Below are 2,565 nucleotides of genomic sequence, written 5' to 3' on the forward strand. Positions count from 1 at the left end.
CGTCAGGAGAACGATGAGAAGTCACTTGGCGGACTCTACTTCCTCTTTTCCGATGAAGTACGTGATCTCGATTTAATCACTGCACTCCAGCAACTGATGGCATTTTTCATAGATATTGCCGAAGCCAAAACCAAACGGAACAAACAAGCAGTTATTCGTCAACTCCTCGATTGAATTGCCGGTTTACCCAGCTATATCAAAGGTTTATTGCCAAAAATAAGCTGAGAAAGCTGAGATAATAATTATTAAAATAGCGAACGTATCATGTTCATAAGCTTATCGACAAAAGTTAAATCTTGGGATTCACATGGAAGTATACTGACATTTCCAAACTTGTCCCGATAAAAGCGATCGAACTGGAGCCGCCACCCGTCACTCCCACGCACAACTTGGTAAGGAAATTCAACTTGTTCGCCACTTACAAATATGAGTTGAACCCGGATCTCATCTATTTTCGAACTTCGTTTTGAAACAGAAAGTACCTGATAGCTCTGGATAGGATCAGATACCATTCCTTCTTGAAATTCATCTAATCGAGCCTGCTTATGCATTCCACAAGAATCATTGGAAGCATTTACAGCTGTTTCCACATCTTTTCGCACAATAGCACTAAAGAATACATCTGCTGCCTGTGTTGAGGTTGCATAGCCCTTAGGCTGCATTTCACTATATATCAGCCATGACACAATTATCATTATAGCCAAGAAGACTACCAATGTTATCCTTTTTCGATACATCGTGATTGTTCTCCTAAGATTAATTATGTAAAATAACAAAATATAGTGAACATGGATTAATCTTCTTTTTGCTTATAAAGCAGAAAGAGTCAGGAGAAGCCCCCAACTCTTTCTTATTTATACTTAAATTAGAAGAATTTACTGATATACGTTTCCTGATCCTTTAATTGAATCTCGTCCAGTATTTGTGAATTTTAATTTATAGTTTTTCCCTAGGGGCACCCCGGTAACAAGTTCCGAGAACCATGTTGTGGGTGCGGATTGAAGATGCACCGTATCAACACTTGCTTCCCCTTTCCAAGTGAAGCCTCCAAATGCTGAGTATGTCCCAACTTCATAACGCATCTTGATACTCGGAGGAAAAGCTGAACCAATAGCTTCTTGCCATCCATGTAGAGTTACAGTATTAGGGTTAGTTACCTCAAAAGTGCAGTCGCTCAACAAAGAATTACCAGCACCGAGTCCAAGAATATTCCAATAGCATACTTCGATTGTCGTTAAAGGACTCACAGAACCATTTGTCGTCCCCTCGGTTAATGTAAATTTACCTATTTTCTCTACTCGAGCATTAGCATCAATATAATTGTCTTCTAAAACAACTTTCCAATTATCTTTTTCTAATACTACGTTAAATGGAATAGCCGGTGTTGTCCCGGCATTTTTGAACTCCAGTTCAATCGATACTTCCTTGTTAGTGGAATTTAAATCTTTTAACTGCTGAATTTTGAAGCCAATAACGGGATCCAATTCAAAGTCTTGCTTATATGCGGCTATTTGGGCATCGACGTTTGGAAATCTCGTATCAATAACATTTTTCACAATAGTTCCTTCATCTTGGTTCTTTATTGCATTGAAAACAGTTGTGATAATTTGAGTCGCATTTTGATCACCCGTAGACTTGTCATCTGCGCTTGCAACAGATATCCCGGAAACCATCGTTACAACTGCAAGACATAATGCAAAGAATTTGCGTTTAACCATTTTTTTCACCTCGAAAGTTGATTTTAGTTTTTTCGTATGATTCAACAAGCACTTACTGACTGCACCGAGATGTAAAAAATTATCAAACGAACTATTCAATAAATATACTAATCTATAATTCCACCCCCTCACTTATAATCCACATTTTGGTATTCATATACTTGGACACCAATATTCGGTAAAAGGTTGCGCTACATACAATATTTAGTAAAATAGTCCCAATATATTTCTATTAGGTACTCAACTTTCGCAGCTTCAAAATGACGGAAATTCCTTATGGATAAAGGAAAATCCTAAAGAATAATAGGGTCTTGACAGAAAAAACACCCCTTTGTTTGGTAAAATGGAAGTGACGAGCAACCATTCCAAACAAAGAAAGGTGTGTAACTTTATGGTACACCAAAATCAGCAATCTGAACAGGCAAAATCACGATTACTAGCGATTCTCTCTGTCCTTAAAATTGGCAACCTGCTTCGGGATTCGGGCATTTCCAAATCGTTTGGTTTCACGAGTCTGGAAGTGTTTAAGCTTATCTTTTCCCTTGTGTTTGAAGGACGCAATTGGTTTCGACTCCTCGAAAGCGATCGTAAGGATCTGCCGGGAAAAGATGGTATATCGCTTTTTAAATCACAGCTACTTTGCATGGCGTGAGTTTTTATTGGCGCTAAGCCTGAAAATCGTGCTTCATTTAAAACCCTCATTTCATCTACTTGCGTTCGCGTCTTCATTGTGGATGACTCGGTTCTTCAGCAAAACCGCAGCAAAAAGGCGGAATTACTTGCCCGTGTGTTCGACCATACGACAGGGCGTTTTGTCAAAGGCTTCAACATGCTGACGTTAGGCTGG

The 2,565-nt window shown here is 38.9% G+C and carries 2 protein-coding genes and 2 pseudogenes; 2 read left to right on the forward strand and 2 right to left on the reverse strand.

All coding sequences use genetic code 11. The features are described 5' to 3' along the window. Positions 1–174, forward strand: a pseudogene (locus AC3Y2E_RS34490) (IS4 family transposase); the annotation flags it as partial. A gap of 71 nt (positions 175–245) precedes the next feature. Here the strand turns inward: AC3Y2E_RS34490 and AC3Y2E_RS34495 are convergent. Both AC3Y2E_RS34495 and AC3Y2E_RS34500 read right to left on the reverse strand, forming a co-directional pair. After that, a complete protein-coding gene (locus tag AC3Y2E_RS34495) occupies positions 246–737 on the reverse strand; it encodes a hypothetical protein (protein WP_379217955.1) in 492 nt (163 codons plus the stop codon). A 138-nt stretch (positions 738–875) separates the two neighbouring features. After that, positions 876–1,718: a hypothetical protein gene (locus AC3Y2E_RS34500; RefSeq protein WP_379217957.1), complete on the reverse strand. Its 843-nt coding sequence runs from the start codon at positions 1,716–1,718 to the stop codon at positions 876–878. Positions 1,719–2,109: 391 nt separating this feature from the next. Here AC3Y2E_RS34500 and AC3Y2E_RS34505 point away from each other — a divergent pair. Further along, positions 2,110–2,565: pseudogene (locus tag AC3Y2E_RS34505) on the forward strand (IS4 family transposase); the annotation flags it as partial.

This window comes from Paenibacillus sp. MAH-35, assembly GCF_058135425.1.

What these genes read in the sequence shown, in the direction of transcription:
- AC3Y2E_RS34495 (WP_379217955.1), bottom strand. Translation starts at nt 737, where the DNA reads ATGTATCGAAAAAGGATAACATTGGTAGTCTTCTTGGCTATAATGATA.
- AC3Y2E_RS34500 (WP_379217957.1), bottom strand. Translation starts at nt 1,718, where the DNA reads ATGGTTAAACGCAAATTCTTTGCATTATGTCTTGCAGTTGTAACGATG.